This window comes from Marinibactrum halimedae, assembly GCF_021234875.1.
GTDB classification, from domain to species: Bacteria; Pseudomonadota; Gammaproteobacteria; order Pseudomonadales; family Cellvibrionaceae; genus Marinibactrum; species Marinibactrum halimedae.
Genome location: NZ_JAJQVM010000021.1, coordinates 1 through 22,520, shown reverse-complemented (window position 1 = coordinate 22,520; position 22,520 = coordinate 1). Strand labels below are relative to the sequence as shown.

The following is a 22,520-nucleotide window of genomic DNA, read 5'->3' as shown; positions in this document are numbered from 1 at the left end:
CAAATACAAAAAAGAACAAAATTCGATCACGTAAATCTAACCCAAGAATACGCAACGTATTTATTTTGATTCGAACGATAAGTATCGAATTTCATGACTGATAATCTATGTATTAGTCACAATTGTTAGATTGACAGGTTGCATTGCCACTATTGCACTGCAGTTTTTGGATTAAATCAGACTACATATTACATCGCTAAATGGTCTTAGCTAAAAACAAAATGGGTTATATTGTTTAAATTATTCAGTATTTTGAGCTATACACATATCAAAATGCAGATACAGAATATGCCGATATACTCCCATGAAAGTAGACTTCGTGAGTCGACTTTTTTGTTTTTAATTGACACCGAAGTGGCTGTTTATTAGCCACCACACAAAGACAAGTTGAACATCAGACTTAAAATATCGCTTTTTGCACCAAATTAACAAGCCATAGTCAGTCAAAATGGTGTGGAATCCGTACTGAAATGCGTCTTTGGAAGCTTAAATTTAAAAGTAAGAATAAACACTTAACCAAATAAAGCCATAAGACAATCCATAAGAAGGTCTTGCAAATGGTTAAGCAGATCGTAATATCATGGCATGGAGTCACAACCTAAAATAGGCTTGTAGGTGGGCAACGGTCAGTAAACTTTAAGTCACAATGTGCTGTTTGTAGCGGCAAAGATACCAAAACGTTAAATCAGCAAATATTTCACAAAACTGGCTTATTTTGTTTTTTCATCACATTAAAATCACAGTTTGGCGTATCATGACCGTATGATATTATCAAAAACTGTAAAATTTTCGATGAGATTTTTGCCCATAAACAACAATGAGAACCGTCAGACTCATTAAGGTGGATGGGCGACAACAAACCTTATAATAGTTGACATAGAATAGCGTCTAGATCTGTATTATTAACTTTACCCCATTAAAATACAGTCGCCGCTGGTTCGACCAAAAGGGTATTGAAGTAATAAGGGAAAAAAATATAACCTATAGAGAGTGAGCTTATAAAGCCCACCTTATAAGTGGTCCAGTAAAGACAATTCAATTGATCAATTGAATTTGGCTCCTTTGCACTACCTAGCCCAGACATATGCAGGGAAATGCGAAAATATAGGTGAGAGACAATCTAGGTAAGAGACAATCTGGGTTAAAGAACCGCTCGGTAAAGTGACTCTAGATAAGAGCCCCCTTACTGAATAAAATTGTGATACCTGTGAAAGGCGAGTTAAGTTAAACTCAGCAAAGTGTCGCATCACAGGAAATGCGTAATAGAAATCAATAAAATAAGTAAAATACCAGTTACGCGAGTTTACAAGCAAACAAACATCCTGGATAAGTAGGTATAGGGTATAAAAGCACCAAGCACTAAAGTGTTGATCTAACGTGGTTTTCAATAACATCGGTTGAAGTCACTCTCTACCGAATTAACACCTATGTTGTAAACAGAGATCGACACCCTAAATTAATTTGTGCGACCCGCACAATAGAGACTCTTTGAAATACAGAGACAAACGAGTAAAAAATGTTAAAACATGTTGCAGTAAGACTCCGTAGATTTCACCATGGGCAAGTGGCCTTTGAACTCAATGGCGCTCGCGTTGTAAATTCCGCTCTGGATAAACGTGACCCAGCATTAAAAAACCTAACCGAGGGTTTATTAAATCGTAACTTAGAATACACAATTGATGGGTGTGAACTTTATTGGTTTCAAATTGATGATGACAAACCCGTCAGCTACTACGAGCCTATGAACGAAGTCGAGGTTGTATTTGAGAGCGATTGGTTTGAAGCCAAAAAAGACAGCTTCCGCCACATGAGCGGAATGCGTTACTTTGATGCCAGTGCGGGGTTGGCTGATGAATTTGCCATCAAAAACCAAAACCGCACAATTGCGTATGAATTGAAGTCAGCCGCGTAATATAGGCCTGCCATGCGGACACAACTCGCATGGCAAACTCGCTTATCCCAATATCCAATCTTCTAGGTAAGAAAATACCGCACGTATACCCATTGCCTCTCCACCAATAGGGCGACCTGGGAGCTTGCGATTATTCCAAGCCATCACATCAAAATGCACCCAAGGTGTGTCTTCGCTGATGAATTCTTCCAAAAAAAGCCCCGCCGTGATGGCACCACCAAAAGGTGAGGCAGCACAATTCACCATATCTGCCACATCACTTTTCAAATGATCTCTATAAGGTTGATGTAAAGGTAATCTCCAGACTGGGTCACCCACCTCAAGGCCACCTGCCTGAATTCCTTCTGACAAATCGTCAGAATTGGTAAACATCCCCGGCAACTCCGTACCCAATGCCACCCGACAAGCCCCTGTTAGCGTTGCAAAATCGATCAGCACATCTGGATTATCATTACAGGCTTCAAAAAGTGCATCACATAAAACCAATCGGCCTTCTGCGTCGGTATTATCCACTTCTACCGTCAACCCCTTTCGGGTTTGCAGCACATCACCCGGTCGAAATGCATCTCCAGAGACTGCATTTTCCACAGCGGGTACCAATAAACGAAGCCTAACAGGAAGGTTAAAAGACATTATCAATCGCGCCAAACCAATTGTATGAGCCGCACCACCCATGTCTTTTTTCATGTTGCGCATAGCATTGGCCGGCTTCAAATCCAAGCCACCACTATCAAAACAAACACCTTTCCCTACCAGGGTCACTTTTGGATGATCTGGATTGCCCCACGTTAAATCCAATAATCGTGGAGCATGAACACTGGCTCGACCTACAGCATGAATCGCCGGGAAGTTTTGTTCCAGCAACGCCTCCCCGATCACATGCGTTGATGTTGCTCCGAATTCTTGTGCAAGATGATCAACAACCGATTGCAAATGTTGCGGCATCATGGAGTCTGGTGGTGTATTGATTAAATCACGAACAAGGTATACCGCATCCGCTAATTTTTGAGAGCGCTCAACCACCGCTTGGTATGAAGAATTTACATAGAGAGTACTACTGTTATTTTTACGCTTTTTCGTTTTAAATTCCGTAAACTCATATGAACCAACCGCCCAAGAAAAAACAATGGATTCCAACCAAGTGTTGTTATCACCTCCTTCAAAAGGGCTCAACTGTAAATGATAATCACCAGCAGGTAAGGAAGTGGGCAGATTTCCACAGTGAAACCAATCCCCGTCGTCGCGACTTACCCACAGCGCCAACGCCATTTCGCCTTCCGCATCAGGCAATAATGCTAACCCTTCACCTTGGTAATTCATTGCCTTAAGCCACTTAGCGGTTGCCGGTGTTTGCGAATTCAACCACCCCTCATACTCTTCTTCTTTTAAAATTAATAGTGGTGTTCCCTGATCACCGAAATTAATACACATTGTCATACCCAAACCTATTTTTATTGTCACTCGAATGTTGTGCTAAAACGAACAAATACTGTCTTAACCGTTATTTTTATACCCGTCGTTGTAAATTTTTACTCACAATAATATGTGTGGTAATTTCTTCCACAGAAATAGACGTCGTATTAATCATTGGAATGCCCCATTTACGATACAAAAATTCAGCTTCTTTTGTTTCCCATTCACATTGCTTCAATGATGCATAACGAGAGTCTGCTCGTCGCTCTTGGCGAATACAAGAAAGACGTTTTGGTGCAATGGTTAAAGCAAACAATTTATTTTTGTAAGGCAATAAACTTTTTGGCAGTGTTCCCTTATTAAGATCTTCTTCCGTTAAAGGATAATTTGCTGCAAAAATACCAAACTGCATAGCAATGTATAAACAAGTAGGTGTTTTTGCACTTCGTGATACCCCAACCAATATGACATCCGCATCTTTGTAATATTTGGTCTTTGCGCCATCATCATTATCCAAAGCATAGTTAACCGCGTTCATTCGTCGTAAAGCGCGATCTTCCGCTGGATTATCGTGGCTTTGCCCTACCTTGTACGAAGATACCGCCCCTAATTCCTTCTCTAACGCCGGCAAAAATGTGCCGATAATATCCATCAAAAAACCGTTGGAACTGGCAATTTTGTCACGAATATCTGGGTTCATAATGGTATCGAAAATCAATGGCTTTAAACCCGATGCTTCATGGGCTTGGTTGATTTGCTCTACCGCAACCTCTGCCTTCTCCATGCTATCGGTGTAAGGGAGATGTACTTTACGGAAAGTCGTTTCTTTGAACAGTGGTAAAAGGGCATTACCTAATGTCTCAGAAGTAATGCCCGTGCTATCTGAGATGTAAAATGCGTATCGAGTAATCATGAAGCAGCTCTCTTAAATAAACGGCGCGAGTAAACGAGCAAAACCTGTAGGAAATAAACAATTTCTGTTTATATCGATTTATTACGAAAGTTTATTACAAAAATCCGTTTTACCATTAAAAAATCCTCATATTTACCGCGTCATCAGGTTAAATTTGTTTATTATTCCAATCGCATATACAGCAGATGTGAGCGAAATGGTTACCAATTGGATCAAGCGAGTTAGGTATGATCACCGGATACCAATAAAAAATGCAGTCAAAATACGGCGTTTATCTGCCGCATAAACCACATATGGCGACGAACAAGATGAAAAAACAACCACATTCGGATATTCCCTCTAAAAACCTTAAGCCGAGGTCGGTATGTTTTCCAAACAGCTTGAGAATTAGCACTAAACTGTTTAGCACCAGACTAAAAAACTCAATAGCAAGCAGCCATAGCAACGCTTCACTTAAACATTAAACACCATACGTATTCACCACACTAAAAACACGAGGACTCAACGTGACGGATCAGACTCTCCCATTTGAGCAATTGGGTATGAACGACGTCGACCGGGTGGGCGGTAAAAACGCTTCTCTCGGAGAGATGATCAGTAACCTCACTAACCTTGGCGTTTCCGTACCTACGGGGTATGCAACCACTGCGGATGCATTTCGTCAGTTTCTTCAACAAAGTGGACTCGACGAACGCATACACGCCTTGTTGGACAAACTCGATATCGAAGACGTGAAAGCACTGGCCGAAGCGGGGAAACAAATTCGCCAGTGGGTCGTCGAGACTCCTTTCACGCCAGAATTAGAAGCGGCGATTCGGGAAGGCTACACCACACTGTGTGGAGACCTTACCGATATTTCTGTTGCCGTGCGTTCTTCAGCCACTGCAGAGGATTTACCCGATGCCTCCTTCGCCGGTCAGCAAGAAACCTTTCTTAATATTCGCGGCATAGACAACGTTTTGCACTCCGTGAAAGAAGTCTTTGCCTCCCTGTTTAATGACCGCGCTATTTCCTATCGCGTCCACCAAGGCTTTAATCACAAAGATGTCGCGTTGTCTGCCGGCATACAACGCATGTGCCGCAGTGAGACCGGTGCCTCTGGCGTGATGTTCACATTAGACACCGAATCTGGCCACCCTGATATGGTGTTCATCACCGCATCCTACGGCTTAGGCGAAATGGTAGTACAAGGTGCCGTGAACCCCGATGAATTCTATGTGCATAAACCCACAATGGAGGCAGGCTTTCGCAGTATCATCCGGCGAAAGCTGGGGTCAAAAGCCGAAAAAATGGTGTATGGCGCCAGCGCAGAAGCCGGTAAATCCGTAGAAGTGGTGGATGTAGATAACACGCTCAGCAACCAGTACTGCATCACCGACGACGATGTATTGGAGCTGGCCAAACAAGCCATGGTGATTGAAAAACACTACGGCCGCCCGATGGACATTGAATGGGGCAAAGACGGTGACGATGGTAAGATCTACATACTGCAGGCTCGTCCTGAAACCGTAAGAAGCCAAAGCAGCACCACCGCGATGGAGCGTTATCGCTTAAAAGAGACCAGTACCGTATTAGTGGAAGGTCGATCTATCGGTGAAAAAATTGGTGCCGGTACGGTGCGCGTAGTAAGCGGCTTGGACGAAATGGATCAAGTTCAGCAAGGCGATGTGCTCGTGACCGACATGACCGACCCAGACTGGGAGCCGGTAATGAAACGGTGTGCCGCCATCGTCACCAACCGTGGTGGACGCACTTGTCATGCTGCCATTATCGCCCGTGAGCTCGGAATTCCAGCGGTGGTCGGGTGTGACAATGCCACTAGCCAACTGACGACGGGGCAAGCGGTCACGGTAAGCTGCGCCGAGGGTGATACTGGCAACATTTGGGAAGGCTTGTTGGAATTTGACGTCATCACCTCAGATATCTCTGAAATGCCAGACCTCCCCATTGATGTCATGATGAATGTGGCAAACCCCGATCGCGCTATGAGCTTTGCCATGCTCCCCAACAAAGGCGTTGGTCTGGCTCGACTGGAATTTATCATTAACCGACAAATCGGTATTCACCCAAAAGCGTTACTCAACTACGACGATCAGTCGCCTGAGCTAAAAGAAACCATCAATGCCATGACCGCCGGTTATGACTCACCAGTGGACTTCTACATTGAAAAAATTGTGGAAGGTGTGGCCACGATTGCAGGTGCGTTTTACCCCAATAAAGTCATTGTGCGGATGTCCGATTTCAAATCGAATGAATACGCCAACCTGGTTGGCGGACAACAATTCGAGCCAGAAGAAGAGAATCCCATGATCGGATTCCGAGGCGCATCGCGCTACATTGCAGATAGCTTCCGGGATTGCTTTGAGCTTGAATGCAAAGCCATGAAAAAAGTCCGAGAAAAACTGGGCCTAACCAATGTATGGCTAATGATTCCTTTTGTTCGCACTGTCAGCGAAGCTCAAGCGGTTGAAAAGATCCTTGCAGAAAACGGCTTGGTGCGCGGTGAAAACGGTTTAAAACTTATGATGATGTGCGAACTGCCTTCTAACGCGCTTCTGGCCAACGAATTTTTAGAACACTTTGATGGCTTTTCGATCGGCTCCAATGACATGACGCAGCTAACGCTAGGCTTAGATCGCGATTCGGGGCTTATTGCCCACCTTTTCGATGAACGCAATGACGCCGTGAAAAAGATGCTATCCATGGCCATTGAAGCTTGCCGAGCACAAGGGAAATACGTGGGTATTTGCGGTCAAGGCCCCTCAGATCACCCCGACCTCGCGAAGTGGCTAATGGAGCAAAACATCAGTTCTGTCTCCCTAACACCAGACACGGTGCAAAGCACCTGGATGTTCTTATCCGAAAACACATAACGGATAAAAAGTACATCAATAAAGTGGTGACCCACTAAATAAGTAAAATAAAAACGGGCCGAAAATGGCCCTTTTTTATTAACACTTCTGTACACTCCCACCAACACTTGCTTACTTCACGACTTAAGTATAATTCTACTCACAAGACATCCACTCTATAATTTGTCATCATCGAGTGAGACTATTCTATTTTCAAACAGATTATTTTTGAACAAACTCATTTGAGACAGACTATAAACGCATTGATTTTGCATCTATATTCGTCTTTTTAACGACGATTTATTTCTATGGGGACATTCTTACTTAATCTTTTTTACATAGTATGAAAAACGCTGTAGGTGAAAAATCGGATGAGCAGGTTATTGAATATGTCCATGCAAGCCAAAATCGTATGGGCCAAAATCATATGGCCCAAGATCATATGGCCCAAGATAATATGGTTAGTGCCAAGCATCCTTCTCACACTATTCCAACCGTCTGTGGCGTTTGGAAAAAAAGAAATCTCTTTGGCAGTTTCAAGGCCCATTGATAGTCCCGATGGAAAGTATCTAAACTTAGTGTATACCGAGGCATTCCGGCGTTTAGGTCTCAAGTTTCACTACCAATACGCCCCTCTCAAAAGGGCCACCTCAATGGCTTTCCAGCAAGAAGTCGATGGGGAATTGTCCCGAATATTCAAATACGATAAACATTACCCTTTTTTAGTCAGGGTGGAAGAGCCGCATTGGGATAATGCCTTTATTGCCATCACCGATGACCCTAACTTGAAACTGGATGGCTGGGAAGCTCTCTCAGGAACAGATTTACGAGTCAGCTGCAGTACCGGTACACTGGCGTGTGAAAATGCCCTTTCAAGACTATTACCTAAACATCATCTGCGCCCGATCACACGAAGCGACCAAGGTATCAAGATGCTACTGACAAACCGAACCGATATTTTAATTTTGTCACACATGCGCGCATTAAGTTTGTTCAATAACCGCGATTTACTGCCTGCTCACCGATTGTACGTAGCCGGGATAATGGAGCACTTTACCGCCCACGCATTCCTTCATAAAAAATATCGCCACCTTGTGCCTTTGGTGTCAACCACCCTTAGAACGATGAAACAAGAAGGATTATTCAAGCAATTTCAGCAACAAGCCGATTTAAAAATATTTTTGCATTCAAATTATTCACCGCACTCTGCGATTAATACCGTACTCTATTAACAATACTGTAGACACCCCCTAAATAAGTAGGCACTTCTTGAAATATCCTTACGTTCAGTGCACTAAATACTGCTTAAGACACTCTGTTAACTTCTGATAATGCCCCTGAAGCTCAAGCATTAATTCTTTAACAGCCTTAATATCTTCTGATTGGCATTCAATGGTTTGCAATACACGCTGTAACTCAATGCCCCCAAGATTCGCAGCAGAACCTTTCGCCGCATGGGCACTTTTGCGAATTTCCATGGCATTCTCTTCACTCACCGCTTTTTCAATGGACGCCATCATCTCTGGCATATTATTGAGAAACAATTGAACCAACGCTGACAAGCGTTCCTCTTTTCCTCGCACCCGCTTCAGTACTCCTTCTTTATCCCAAATCAACGTTGAAGCACCCCCGTCTCCTCTTAACACAGTCTCTGATGCTAAGTTTTCTGAGACAATATCGTCTGTGATAACATTGTCTGTAGCAACCCCACCTATCGTCGTCTCACCAGTGACAACACTCTTGCTCTCAGCATGAAAACGTGTTTCTAATAGCGCCTTATCAAATGAGGTTTCACCTAAAGATGGTTCAAGCCATTTTTTGAGCTTTTTTTCAAGTTGATCGGGATCAATAGGCTTGGTCATATAATCATTCATGCCCACCGATAAACACTTTTCTCGATCCCCTTTCATGGCATTGGCCGTCATTGCAATAATAGGCACCTCTGAATTAATCCTATGGTCACCCCCGGTTCTTATTTCTAACGTGGTTTGATAACCATCCATCTCCGGCATCTGACAATCCATCAAAATTAAATCATAGGGTGCCGATTTCGGTGCATTTCTCAATGCACTTAATGCTTCTATTCCGTTATTTGCAGTATCTGTCTGCAACCCTAAATCTTTTAATAAACCTTTTGCCACTTCTTGATTAATGGCATTGTCTTCCACCAATAGCAATCTCGATTGTCTGGCAGAGTCAGATAAGCCTTGAGTAGAAGTAATACTGGCTTTATCGTAATAGCGTAAATTATGTTGATCAATCAGTGGTTTTTGCGTCGTATCATCCAATAAAAGCAATAAGGCTTCTCGTAAGTCTGAAGGTGTTACCGGTTTAGAAAAATACGCATTAAAACCCAGTTCAGAAAAATAATTGGCATCGCCTCGCTCACTCACAGACGTCATAAGCACCAAATTCATCACGTCCCATTTTGGATTTTCCCGAATTGTTTTACCCAATTGGGCGCCGTCCATTTCCGGCATTTTCATATCCAGAATCGCTACTGAAAAAAAGGGGTTAGAAGCATTCTCGTGGGTGACTTTTTCAAGTATCGATAAGGCCATCGCCCCGCTTTTTGCTTGTTCCACTGCCGCCCCCCACCCTTCCAATTGCCCTTTTAACACCTCTCGATTGGTTTCATTGTCATCCACAATTAAGACTCGTTGCCCCTGGATATTAGAGACCGTACGATTAATGGAGGGTAATTCACTCAATATCACCGGTAAATTGAATGAAAAGGTACTGCCTTTTCCCAATGCACTCTCAACCATTATGTTTCCTTTCATCAATTCACAAAGCTGCTTCACAATCGCTAACCCCAACCCCGTACCGCCATACTTACGTGTTGTAGAAGCATCTACTTGGCTAAATGAACTGAATAATGTGCCAATTTTCTCTGGTGCAATGCCGATTCCCGTATCCATAATTTGACAGTTAAAGCTCGCAACCTGGCCCTCCCTTTCTTCCAGACGAGCACAAACAACCACCTCTCCTTCAGCAGAAAATTTGATGGCATTGCCCACCAAGTTAGTTAATATTTGACGCAACCGTCCCGGATCACTTCGCACAACACACGGTTGAGTTAAGTTAGAATCCAAAATCAGTTCGACTCTGTTTTCTTGAGCTCGCAGTGCCATCGTATGCACAAAATCTTCCAAGTGCCCACACAAATCAAAATCCAGTTCTTCAAGATCTAACTTGCCGGCTTCAATTTTTGAAAAATCCAAAATATCGTTAATGAGTGTCAATAACGAGTCGGCGCTGCTTTTTGCGAGCCTGACATAATGCTTTTGCTGATGATTTATCTGGCTACGATTGAGCAACCCCAGCATACCTAAGATACCATTGAGCGGCGTACGAATTTCATGGCTCATATTGGCCAAAAATGCACTTTTCGCTTTTGTGGATTCTTTTGCTTCAATTAAAGCTGCATCCCGCTCCTTGGTGAGCGCCTCCATACGTTTGTAAGGTGCCATCACCGTAATATTGCCCGAGGTAATCAGTACCAGAAATGTAAACCCTAATGTAAAAGCGATACTGGCCATCACCGTCCAAAGAAAAGCGTCTTTTTGTTCTTGTAAAGACTGGACATCGATTTGATATACCATATCGATGTCTGCTAAGGGAATATGATGGGTCAGAGTTAAGACTTGGCTTTGATCAGGAATAGCAGAAGTGCTTAATGTAATATTATTTTTTTTTAATTGCAGATGGCGCTTTTTAGAGGCAAATAATACTTGTAAAATTTCGTCTAAATTCGTTTGTGTATTACACACTAATACGCCTTCAACATACCCATTAAGTAATATGGGAACCACAAGTTGAAAGTAGTCTTGTTGATGATGGTGAATAAGATTCACCTCAAAACGAGACTGCTCTGTCATCAACCTCTCAAACCATGGCGTATCAAAACGATAATCATGAGATAGGTCAACACCACGGGCATAAATACTTTCTGCCGCAACATTTAATAACACTAAACCTTCGTTTTTCCCAAGAATCGTGACATCATTTAAAAAATCTGCAACGTCTTCATCTGAAATTCCTGCGCCCATCACACCGTTTTTTACAATAGGGTATCCAGCAATATCTTTGAGGGTGGCAATACGATCGTCTAAATATTGCTCCAAATACGCACCGATAATTTCCGTCTCTTTTTGACTGGCGTCTTTTTGCATTCCAATGACGGTATTTTCGATACGTGGTGTCACAATCACAATACTGACAAAGATACAAAACCCTAATGCTAATGAAAGGGTAATCAGTAATCCTTGAAAAAAAGAGGCTTTCTTCAGCATATTCCTCCCTCTTTTAGACTTATCCAGCAAAGCTAAAAAATCAGTCCATTAATAGGATCTCATTTTTTTCGCCAAATTTTGCCATGCAAAAATCATCCACACTTAACGCTTCATGTGCGTCTTCATTTTCCACCCGATAAGTAGAAAACGGTTTATCATAACGCTTTACCAAACCTTGTACTGGCTGCTGCAATTGTTCTAACGCCTCCTTCAATGCAGCGCGGTTTGTGTCCATACTCTCCGTCAGCGTAATCTGAGAAAGCCCTTGAATAAGCAGTCGACTTAAATCATAGGCATGAATAAAGCCTGCTGGGGCCTTCAGAGAAGTGGCCGTGGTAATGTCAGAGAACATCGTCTGAGCACTGGCAAATACGTTACGAGATAACTCCGTCTGTGCGGAGGATACAAATGAAAAACACGTTTGAATGAAGGTTAAATCCATACTTGCGCGCTGTTTGGCTGTGATAGCTTTATGAAATGACCCACCGGTAATACCCCAGTGGCTTAATACCGGCAATACTCTTGCTTCTTCAATAGATAAAATTGCCTTCGCCAAGGTTTCCCCATCATTAGAGTTCCCCACAAATAAAAGGCAATCCGCTTTTGAGGCTAAAATACTTCGCAGCTTGATCCGAAAATTGGCGTCTGAAATTCCCCAGTTAAACCATGTGACGGCGGGCTCTTTCTGTAAAGACGCCAATAATGCTTTCGACATGGTTTTACGATTTGACTCACCCCATGGCGTCTGCTCAAGGATCAAGTGAGGATTTTCACACTGTCGTTTTTTAACGGCATACTCGGCGATAACAAAACCGGCTTTTGTATCATCAATAGACAATCGAAAAATCCAATTATCTTCAGAAGGATAACGAGTGATCGGGCCGCCGGCAGCCCATGGCACCAGTGTTAACATTTTTCGCTCATTAATAAATGCTCTGTTTTTAATGAGCGGTGGGGAGTGCATCCCTCCTATTACCAACAAAGTATCAGGGTCGGAAAACGCCCTTTGCATATTCAGTTTGCTTCGTGACGAGTTAGCCCGGTGGTCCGTCATTACAAACTCGACCCGGCGCCCCTGAATCGTATTATTCACTTCGGCAAATGCGGTTTTAACCCCCATTTCAATAGAACGAGCCGATGCGAAATGACGTGTACGATCTGCATCCAAATAAATTTTAATGACTGACGAGGTGGCTTTAGAAGCAAACAACGAGGAATAAATACACAAGAATACGAATAAACTGACCTTTCTTAACCCAACACGGCATTTCATATTATTATGCTTCCGATCGATTTAGAATAAATATAGGTCTATAAAAAACTCATCGCCTTTATGTTCTATACACTCATATTTTTCTATTTCTATAAAGCAGGCTCTTGTTTAACATGAAATCACGATATTGTTGTTAGAAATAACCGTTATCTAGAGTGAGAACAAATATGACAAAACCATTTCTAGAGTATAGATGAATCTGTGTTTTAGGCAGAAATAGGAAATATAACCCGCAGGAACATCTGCGGGCATGTCATCATAACAAAGTGAAATCAAAATCTGTGAAGGGACGATAACAATTACAGTACAAGTTGACTCATAAACGCTGAAACCGTCATTTGACTCAATGCTTGCCTATCTTGAAAGAGCGAGTAAATGGCCTCACTCTGTGCTTGTGAAAAGCAGGAACGAGAATTCATTAGGAATTTCTCTTTCATTTTGGGAATTCCCTCTTCCCTTCTACGACGATGACCTAAGGGATATTCTACCGTAACAGCCTCTGTGGATTCTCCATTTTTAAACACCACCTGTACTGTATTCGCAATAGAGCGTTTATTTGCGTCTAAGTAATCTATTGAGAATTGTGGATTCTCTGTAATCCGCATTTTTGCACGCAATTCATCGATCCAAGTATTTTCATGATGGAAGGTATCTTCATAATGCTCTGCTTTCACATCACCCATACCCAATGCAATCGCAACCATATATTGGAGGCAATGATCACGATCAGCCGGGTTGGCCAGCTTACCTTCTTTTGAAATAATTCGAATGGCCGATTCATGTGTGGCAATTTCAATTTTTTCAATTTCCTCTAATCGGCCTTTTACTTGAGAATGTAAACTTACAGCAGCTTCGCAGGCCGTCTGTGCATGAAACTCTGCCGGGAAAGAAATCTTAAATAAAATATTCTCCATTACATAAGTTGCATAGGGTTGTGTAAAATGCAAAGTTCGTTGACCTTCGGGTTTCAATGCCAAATCAACATTCGTATGGCTAAAAGCCACATCGTAAAAGCCCCAAGTTTTCGCGGTTAATGCGCTGGGAATACCCATTTCGCCGGCCATACACAAATGGGCCAATTCCACTCCTCGCGCACTGGCGTCACCTGCCGCCCAAGATTTACGCGAACCCGCATTCGGCGCATGTCGATAAGTACGCAATGCAGAGCCGTCAATCCAGGCATGAGAAATCGCGGCTTTTAATGTCTCTCTATCCGCCCCCATCAACGATGCAGCCACCGCCGTTGATGCAATACGCACCAACATAACATGGCAAAGCCCTACGCGATTAAACGCATTTTCCAATGCAATAACACCTTGAATCTCGTGGGCTTTAATCATCGCTTTCAACACATCACTCATCAATAATGGTGCCTTATGCGCCGCCTCTCTCTGCCGAGACAAGTAGTCCGCCACCGCAAGAATAGCCCCTAAGTTATCCGATGGGTGCCCCCACTCTGCCGCCAACCATGTGTCATTAAAATCGAGCCAACGAATAATACAGCCAATATCCCAAGCCGCTTTTACCGGATCTAAAACAAAAGAAGTACCAGGCACGCGTGCGCCATTAGGCACAATGGTGCCCTCTGCCCAAGGGCCAAGTAACCTATGACACGATTGATGAGTCAGTGCTAAAAATCCGCAACCTAAACTATCCATCAAGCACCAATGGGCAGTTTCTAACGCAAGAGCGTGTTGCTGTTCATCAATTTCATAATCCATCACATAATCAGCAATATCGCTGATCACTTTATCGTAATCTGGCCGGTTCGCCTTTTCTGCTGGAACGTGCATCTCATCTCCTGATTAAATCTCTGTGTTACCGATACATTAATGAGTACGCTGAAATGAGTACGTATTAATGAGTACGCTGAGTCAGTGGCACCAACGAACGAGCCTCCGGGCCAATATAATCAGCGGAAGGACGAATAATTCGATTATCAGCTCTTTGCTCAAACACATGCGCTGCCCAACCAGTAATGCGAGACATCACAAAAATCGGAGTGAATAATTTGGTTGGAATACCCATGAAATGGTAAGCAGAGGCATGGAAAAAATCGGCATTGCAAAATAATTTTTTTTCTCTCCACATTACCGCTTCACAACGCTCACTGATGGGGTACAACACAGTATCACCCACTTCTTCTGCCAATGATTGGCTCCATTTTTTTATGACGGCATTACGCGGATCACTCTCACGATAAACAGCATGGCCAAACCCCATGATTTTCTCTTTTCGCTCAAGCATGGACAAAATGCCTGCTTCAGCCTCATCCGGAGAATTCCATTGTTCAATCATATCCATGGCCGCTTCATTAGCCCCACCATGTAAAGGCCCTTTTAAAGCACCAATGGCGGCAGAGACACAACTGTGCATATCAGAAAGCGTAGAGGCACACACCCGAGCAGTAAAAGTAGACGCATTAAATTCATGTTCTGCATAGAGGATAAGCGAAGAATGCATCACTTTTCGATGCAAATCGGAAATACCTTCATCATTTAACATGGCAAGAAAATGGCCACCAATGGTCGGCTCAGATGTTTGAGTGGGAACACGTACTCCATCGTGGCTAAAGCGATACCAATACACACAAATCGCCGGCAGCACCGCCAATAATCGGTAAGCCACCTCTTTTTGTTGAGAGAAATTCAATTCCGGTTCTAAATCCCCTAGGGCAGACACCCCGGTTCTCATTACCCCCATAGGATGAGAGTCCGCAGGTAGAGTTTCTAAAATACGGCATAATGACTCGGGCAGCTCCCGTAACGCCATTAATTTTTCCTGAAAAGCATTCAATTGCGATGCATTGGGCAATTCCCCGTTCAATAACAAATACGCAACTTCTTCAAATTCACAATGCTCAGCAAGCTCGACAATGTCATACCCTAGATAGGTCAATCCCGAACCACTTTTGCCCACAGTGCATAACCGTGTTTTACCTGCTATTTGACCATGCAAACCAGTGGATTGTGTTTTCATTGTTTGCGTTGATGGGGTGCTCTTCATGGAATCCATAATAAAAGCCTCAAAAGCGAATATAAAAAAACGATTGAATCTCCTCTTTGTTAATACTCTTTTTTATTTCGTTTCAATAATCTTCGTTTAAAGAAGAGCATTAAAAAAGAGTATTAAAAAAAGAGGCAATCACTTTCTATTTTATGCCGATGTTTACTTAGGCCCGTTCCACTCAAACAAAACAACGATAAAACCACAAGAATGAGACAACCAGAATAGGCCACCCTAGGGTTTACTGCTTTTACATCTTTACTGCACTTACATTTTCTACTGCGTTTATTTACTGTTTTTATTCTCTTTTAATTCACTGAATAATAAATCTAATTTTTCTTCGAAGCGGTAATAATCTAAATACTCATACAACTCTTGACGCGTTTGAAGTGTGGGCAATAGTGCAGTTTGGTCACCTTCCTCAAGTAAATGACGATAGACAGATTCTGCCGCTTTGTGCATCGCACGCGCTGCCGTAAGAGGATATAGCACCATTGATACTTGATGTTCAGCCAGCAATTCTCGAGAAACCAAGGGGCTCACACCAAACTCTGTCATGTTGGCAAGAACCGGTAAGCCAACCGCCTTTTGGAAGGTGTCATAATCGTGAATATCAACAAACGCTTCAGCAAAAATACCGTCGGCCCCCGCGTCTTTGTAAGCCAACGCGCGATCAATAGCGCCATTTAAGCCTTCACTGGCGTAAGCATCGGTACGCGCCATGATAAAAAAGTGAGGATCTTCTCTGGCATCCACCGCTGCTTTTAGTCGATCAACCATTTCTTCCGTTTTTACGATCGCCTTGTTAGGTCGATGACCACAACGCTTAGCAGCCACTTGATCTTCAATATGCACGGCAGCGACTCCCGCTTTCTCCATCGACTTAATGGTACGAGCAATAGAAAAGGCACCTCCCCAACCGGTATCAATATCCACCAACAAGGGAGTATCGACTCGGTCGGTAATCCGTTTCACATCAGTTAAAACATCATGCAGGTCTGTAATTCCTAAATCAGGAAACCCATAGGAAATATTGGCGCACCCTGCCCCGGAAAGATAAATGGCTTGATGGCCCAACTTGGTTGCCATTAGTGCGGTATAGGCATTGGCCACTCCCACGATGGAAAGTGGAAAAGAAGACGTAACTCGATCTCTGAAGCGCTGGCCAGGTGTCATTATCATTATTCCTGTACTATATCAGCTCACTTTATTTCTCATCCATTGCACAAGCCTGAATGAAAAACACGATACAAAAGGCAACTCACAGCGCCTCTTTCGAAATCTTTAGATTTTATCTGTTTTCAATCTTTATTTATTATTTTCACTGAGTCATAGTCAAAATAAACGAGTTATTTATTTACACCGTCTATTAAGACAACCTAATTGACACAAGCAATCTAAATTTTTCATATGGCGTACCACTCAATTAACCTTGAATTTACCCTGTAATGCTCGACATTCCCAGTACAGAATAGACTTTTAATGCAAATTATAATAAAAGAGCACGCTATCATTCTTTTCCTATCGCCCAAGGTCACATACCTACAATCCTGATTTTTTCCTTACTCTCATCTGCACTCACATGACCTTTGAATACGTATTCAATGTCGCCAAAAACATCATAAGGACTTGAATACGTATGCACTACCATTGTCGCTCCAAAAACGTGGGTGCTAGCATCGATGTTACAAGTAAATTCTCTGATTTGTTCAGAGAATGGCGCAATATCTTCAGTAATAGGGTCGTCGGTAAATAGGGTCGTCGATAATAGGATTGCGTGCGCAACTTGCGAAAGTAACACGACATAATAATCAACCAATAATAATCAAATAGTCACGCTCGAGGGTTTGATCATGAAAAAAACCTGCTCAATGCACTTTCATCGCAGCCGGCTTGCCATTTCCATTTCTTCTGTCTTAGGAACATTTGCATTAGGCACTCTAAGCCTACAAGCCCCTCTAACACTCGCCCAATCACAACAATCTTCTGAATTGATGGAAGAGGTGGTAGTGAGCGGCATACGCCGCAGTTTAAAAAACTCGATGGACATGAAAATGAACTCATCGTCCATTATTGAAGCCGTATCTGCCGAAGACATTGGCAAACTGCCAGACTCTAGCATTGCGGAGTCTATTGCACGCTTACCTGGGCTTGCCGCACAGCGCTTAGACGGTCGAGCCAGCTCCATTTCCATTCGCGGACTCGGAGAAAATTTCAGTGCAACAACATTGAATGGCCGAGAACAGGTCTCGATTGGTGACAACCGTGGCGTTGAGTTTGACGTTTACCCTTCAGAGATCATGTCTGGTGTTGTGGTACAAAAATCACCCGATGCCACAGTCACCACACAGGGCATTGCCGGTGTGATTGATTTACAAACGGTTCGCCCAATTGATCATGGTGAACAAACGATTCAAATGAACGTCACTGTAGAACAAAACGACATTGGTAATTTAAACCCCGATGGAGACGATCAAGGCCACCGTGCGACCTTTTCCTACATTGATCAATTTGCGGATGGCAAAGTCGGCGTGGCTTTTGCGGCGGCCACCATGGAGTCCCCCAATAATGAAGAGCGTTGGGAAGCCTGGGGATACCCCACGACAGATGACGGCGATTTTGTACTGGGCGGCGCCAAACCCTTTGTCCGCTCTTCCATGTTAAATCGCGATACCTATATGGGTGTTTTTCAATACGAACCGAATGATCGGCTCAATATTACTGCCGATGCATTGAGAATTGATTTTCTCGATGAAAAAACCCTTCGCGGCATTGAAATTCCCGCCGCTTGGGGCAGCGGCGTTACACCACAAAATATCGAAAATGGCTTTGTGACCAGCGGTGTCATTAACGATGCAAAATTACAGGTTCGCAATGATTTTGAACAACGCGAAGCCGATCTCCAAGCCTATGGGCTCAACATCGAATATTTTCTTACCGACAACATAGCGTTAGATATTGATTACAGTAATTCCTCTGTAGAGCGAAAAGTATGGAGCCTAGAAAGTTATTCCAGCACCGGTCGCGGTTCCGACAATGGCCCCTATGACACCTTAACTTACACGCAAAACTCTCAAAATAGTGTGCAATTTACACCCTCCATTGATTACAGCGATACCAGTGTTGTTCAACTTGGGGGCGGGTTAAATTGGGGAAATGGAGTCACGGTTAATCCGGATGCTCAAGATGGATTTATTAATATTCCAGAAATTGAAGACGAACTCGATACACTCAAATTAGCGTTAACCAAATCATTCGACGACGGACTTATTAACTCCATTGAAGGCGGCATTTATTATTCCGATCGTACAAAGTCAAAAGAAGATACCGGTATTTTTTTGACCTTAAATGAATATCCCGATACACGAAGCATTCCTGACGCCTATCTAGAAGGTACGGTTTCTCTTGATTTTATCGGCATGGGTAATATGGTGGCCTACGACTCATTTCAATTTTGGCAAGACGGCAATTACATTGAAACCGAAGAAGACCTAACCGTAGGTTCACGTTCGACCAATGACTGGAGTGTAACCGAAGAAATCACCATGGCTTTTGCCAAAGCAGACTTTTCTACCGACTTCGGCAATATCCCTCTCAACGGTAATATCGGCTTGCAAATTGTTCACAGTGATCAAAGCTCAACAGGAAAAGCCGTTACGATTCAAAACGATTTAGTCGACATCATTGATGCCCGTGACGGTATAAGTTACACAGACTATCTCCCCAGCGTTAATCTTTCATTTGAGTTATCCGAAAATCGGATGCTCAGAGTGGCAGCCTCTCGCACCATGTCACGCTCACGAATGGACCGTATGAATGCAGGCTTTTCGTATGGCTTTGATAATTCATTGAATGTTCCTGGTGGAGCACCGTTTACAGCCGAAGGGGGTAACCCACGACTCGAACCCAATCGAGCCAATCAATACGATTTAAGCTACGAATGGTATTATCACGACGAAGGCTATGTTTCTGCTGCCCTTTTTTATAAAGATTTACGATCTTGGCAGATTACCGAAGAAGTCCCATTCGACATGGCCGAACTCATTAATGCAAACTTACTTCCCCCATCAATAGTATCCACACAAGGCCTCGCGAACCTTTGGGTTAATTCCGACGGTGGAGACATTCAAGGACTAGAACTAACAGCATCAGTGCCGGGTAGCTTTATTGCCGATAGCCTAGAAGGGTTTGGTGCAATTGCCAGTGCCACCTTTATCGACAGCAGCGTTGAAACCTCCAGCGGAGAAGAAATTCAAGTCCCTGGACTCTCGGAAAATATTTTTAATCTCACCCTTTACTATGAACGCAATGGATTTCAAGTACGAACCAGTATGAGAAAACGGGACGATTTCACAGGCGAACGCTTTGCAAACAGCTTTCAACGTGAAACCATTATTGTGCAAGGTGCCGAGATTTGGGATGCTCAACTAAGTTACGATTTTGAAGAAGCCAATATTGAATCTCTCAGCGGTTTAATACTGACACTGCAAGCACAAAATTTAACGGATGAACCCTACACTACCGTAGATACCGATGGGTTTATTCGAGATCACCAAGTCTTTGGACGAAACTTTCTCATTGGGGCAAGTTATCGCTTTTAGCGCCAAAAATTAAACATAGAATGACAATAAAATTCGATAAATGAAATGTCACGATTTTTATGTCATAATATGAACAAGCATTAGAAATGTACTCTGATGCTTTTCGCATACGGAGTTGCGTGACTAAGCGATTGAACATCTTATTTTAACCGCCCTTTGTGAATACACTGGGCGGTTTTTTTGTTTTTTAGCAGCCTTTTTACGCTCATTACACGATATTGTGTGAATAGACACATGAAAGAAGCGGTTTTTAATAACGCTTGTCATTTTCCTAAGAATAATAACTTGCAGGATAAAAAAATGTCTGCCACCACCGCCACTCGTATATCCACCACGGCACCTACCAACAACGCCAACCTCACCAACAACAATAACCCTACCAACAACGTCAACCTCACCAACAACAATAACCCTACCAACCACTCTAAACCCATTACTGAAAATCCACACAAATATTCGGTAAAAACGATTTATCCCACAGTAAAAAACGTCGTTATTGTAGGGGGCGGCACCTCAGGATGGATAACTGCTGCCACATTAGTAAAACTCTTAGGCCATTCAATTGCGATTACCTTAATTGAATCAGAGCAAATAGGCACAATCGGTGTCGGTGAGGCCACGATTCCACCCATTGTTACATTGAATAACGCCTTGGGCATCTCCGAAACCGATTTTATGAAGAAAACTCAAGCGACGATAAAACTCGGCATTGAATTTAATCATTGGGGCAAACCTGGACAGTCTTACATGCATGCGTTTGGGAATATTGGACAAGACTTCGCCTTTTGCAGTTTTCATCATCTTTGGAATAAAGCGCGGCTAAACGGAGACACGCGTTCTTTTTGGCAATACTCATTAAATTATCAAGCTGCAAAGCACCACAAATTTACCCACTTAACACGCATTCCACATACAGAATTAAAAGGGTTGGTATCGGCTTATCATTTTGATGCCGGTTTGTATGCAGGCTATTTGTCTAATTTTTGCCAACAACGGGGTGTTCAGCGTAAAGAAGGCAAAGTGATAGGAACAACACAACAAAAAGACAATGGCTATATTCAAACCCTTCACCTTGAGTCCGGCGAGACGATTGAGGGAGACTTATTTATTGATTGCACAGGATTTCGCGGCCAACTCATTCATAATACTCTTGGGGTGGCCTACGAGAACTGGCAACATTGGCTGCCTTGTGATCGAGCCATTGCCATACCCAGTGAACGCCTGAAATCCCTTCCCCCTTATACCCAAGCCAATGCACACACCGCCGGTTGGCAATGGAAAATACCGCTCCAACATCGAACCGGAAATGGCATTGTCTACAGTGATAATCACCTCAGTGAAGATCAAGCCTATGCGCATTTAATGGCACACTTGCCCAGCAAACCAATTGCAGAACCCAAAGCGTTGCGCTTTACAACCGGTCGAAGAAAACAAGCGTGGTTTAAAAACTGTATTGCCATTGGATTAGCCAGTGGCTTTTTAGAGCCATTAGAATCCACCAGTATCCATCTTGTTCAATCTGCAGCGATTCGTTTAGTCAAACATTTTCCACACAGGGGTATACAAGATGCGTCTGTGTCCATATACAACGCACAAACCCAAAAAGAAATTGAACACATACGAGATTTCCTTATTTTACACTACCATGCAAATCAACGAGAGGGTTCAGACTTTTGGCGCGACTGCCAACATATGGATATTCCAGATTCATTGAAAATGAAAATTGAAAATTTCACGAGCACTGGCAATATTTTTACTGAATCGGATGACTTATTTCTTCCCATTGCTTGGCAACAAGTGATGATAGGACAAAACCTGCTTCCAAAAGACTATCACCCAGCCACGGGCCATTTTTCCTCACAACAACACCAACAACTGTTAGATTCTCTTGAACAACTGATTAAATCATTGGCTGAACGTCTTCCTGATCACGAAGAATTTTTAAATCAACTCTCTCCAAACTCAATCACAGCAGTGTAATCATTCAGCCCCAAAAATAATTCTCATATAAGAAATTTTTACATAAAATCAAGCGAAATAAACAAACGTAAATGACAGAAAACCGGCAAATACTTAGTTCTATCATGAAGGATATGTGAATCTGGAAAAGATAGATGCGCCAAAAAATCAGGGCTCCCTAGTAATAATCACCCAGAAAGAAGAATCTTTGAACGATATTCGTCGTCCGCTGCGGCGGCCACTATGCGCTGTTTGATTCGCCTTTTACTGTCATCATTCGTTTTGAGTAAATTCAG

At 43.0% G+C, this 22,520-nt stretch carries 12 protein-coding genes; 5 read left to right on the top strand and 7 right to left on the bottom strand.

Annotated features, from left to right (window positions below; genetic code table 11):
* Window positions 1–1,516 precede the first annotated feature (1,516 nt).
* A complete protein-coding gene (locus tag LU351_RS12795; protein ID WP_232594474.1) occupies window positions 1,517–1,912 on the top strand; it encodes a hypothetical protein in 396 nt (131 codons plus the stop codon).
* 42 nt (window positions 1,913–1,954) lie between these two features.
* On the opposite strand, the gene LU351_RS12790 is transcribed toward LU351_RS12795, so the two are convergent.
* Window positions 1,955–3,349: a leucyl aminopeptidase family protein gene (locus LU351_RS12790; protein WP_232594473.1), complete on the bottom strand. Its 1,395-nt coding sequence runs from the start codon at window positions 3,347–3,349 to the stop codon at window positions 1,955–1,957.
* A 70-nt stretch (window positions 3,350–3,419) separates the two neighbouring features.
* On the bottom strand, window positions 3,420–4,238 hold the full coding sequence (ppsR, locus tag LU351_RS12785) for a posphoenolpyruvate synthetase regulatory kinase/phosphorylase PpsR (protein ID WP_232594472.1): 819 nt from the start codon (window positions 4,236–4,238) through the stop codon (window positions 3,420–3,422).
* 506 nt (window positions 4,239–4,744) lie between these two features.
* Here ppsR and ppsA point away from each other — a divergent pair.
* Entirely contained in the window at window positions 4,745–7,111 is a 2,367-nt protein-coding gene (gene ppsA, locus LU351_RS12780) for a phosphoenolpyruvate synthase (RefSeq protein WP_232594470.1), read from the top strand.
* A gap of 632 nt (window positions 7,112–7,743) precedes the next feature.
* Window positions 7,744–8,322 (top strand): hypothetical protein, encoded by a 579-nt coding sequence (locus LU351_RS12775; protein ID WP_232594469.1) that lies wholly within the window; start codon window positions 7,744–7,746, stop codon window positions 8,320–8,322.
* Window positions 8,323–8,376: 54 nt separating this feature from the next.
* Here the strand turns inward: LU351_RS12775 and LU351_RS12770 are convergent, their stop codons facing one another.
* The 5 genes from LU351_RS12770 to prpB form a co-directional block, all read right to left on the bottom strand.
* A complete protein-coding gene (locus LU351_RS12770; protein ID WP_232594468.1) occupies window positions 8,377–11,385 on the bottom strand; it encodes a response regulator in 3,009 nt (1,002 codons plus the stop codon).
* A gap of 40 nt (window positions 11,386–11,425) precedes the next feature.
* A complete protein-coding gene (locus LU351_RS12765; RefSeq protein WP_232594467.1) occupies window positions 11,426–12,658 on the bottom strand; it encodes an ABC transporter substrate-binding protein in 1,233 nt (410 codons plus the stop codon).
* A 299-nt stretch (window positions 12,659–12,957) separates the two neighbouring features.
* Window positions 12,958–14,451 (bottom strand): bifunctional 2-methylcitrate dehydratase/aconitate hydratase, encoded by a 1,494-nt coding sequence (locus LU351_RS12760; protein ID WP_232594466.1) that lies wholly within the window; start codon window positions 14,449–14,451, stop codon window positions 12,958–12,960.
* A 64-nt stretch (window positions 14,452–14,515) separates the two neighbouring features.
* Window positions 14,516–15,673 carry a bifunctional 2-methylcitrate synthase/citrate synthase gene (gene prpC / locus LU351_RS12755; RefSeq protein WP_232594465.1) on the bottom strand — a complete coding sequence of 386 codons (1,158 nt, stop codon included), beginning with the start codon at window positions 15,671–15,673 and terminating at the stop codon, window positions 14,516–14,518.
* Between the two features lie 276 nt (window positions 15,674–15,949).
* On the bottom strand, window positions 15,950–16,840 hold the full coding sequence (gene prpB, locus LU351_RS12750; protein WP_348525032.1) for a methylisocitrate lyase: 891 nt from the start codon (window positions 16,838–16,840) through the stop codon (window positions 15,950–15,952).
* A gap of 677 nt (window positions 16,841–17,517) precedes the next feature.
* On the opposite strand from prpB, the gene LU351_RS12745 reads away from it, so the two are divergent.
* Window positions 17,518–20,265: a TonB-dependent receptor gene (locus LU351_RS12745; protein ID WP_232594464.1), complete on the top strand. Its 2,748-nt coding sequence runs from the start codon at window positions 17,518–17,520 to the stop codon at window positions 20,263–20,265.
* A gap of 234 nt (window positions 20,266–20,499) precedes the next feature.
* Window positions 20,500–22,245, top strand: a complete 1,746-nt coding sequence (locus LU351_RS12740) for a tryptophan halogenase family protein (RefSeq protein WP_232594463.1) — start codon at window positions 20,500–20,502, stop codon at window positions 22,243–22,245.
* Window positions 22,246–22,520: the final 275 nt, after the last annotated feature.